1 pseudogene is annotated in these 255 nt (G+C 72.9%); it reads right to left on the reverse strand.

Annotated elements, in window-relative coordinates:
* A pseudogene (locus tag GL263_RS28020) lies at positions 1-255 on the reverse strand (TetR/AcrR family transcriptional regulator); the annotation flags it as partial.

Consider the following 255-nt stretch of genomic DNA (forward strand, 5'->3'; position numbering starts at 1 on the left):
CGGGCGCGGACCTCCGGCTCCTGGGTGCTGAGTTCGAGGGCGAGGTTGCCGAGCAGGCATCCGGCGACGGCGCCCGACTCGGCTCTGGTGTCCCGCTGGACGTCCGCCATGCCCTCCAGCAGCCGGCACAGCCGGTCGAGGGCGGGCTCGTCGCCGGTCAGCGCGGCGCGCCACTGCTCGCGCTGGGCGGCCCAGTAGCCGTCGACGACCTCCAGGGTGAGGGCCTGCTTGGAGTCGAAGAAGTGGTAGAAGCTG

The sequence above is a fragment of the Streptomyces durbertensis genome, from assembly GCF_014156695.1.
In the GTDB taxonomy this organism is placed as follows: domain Bacteria; phylum Actinomycetota; class Actinomycetes; order Streptomycetales; family Streptomycetaceae; genus Streptomyces; species Streptomyces durbertensis.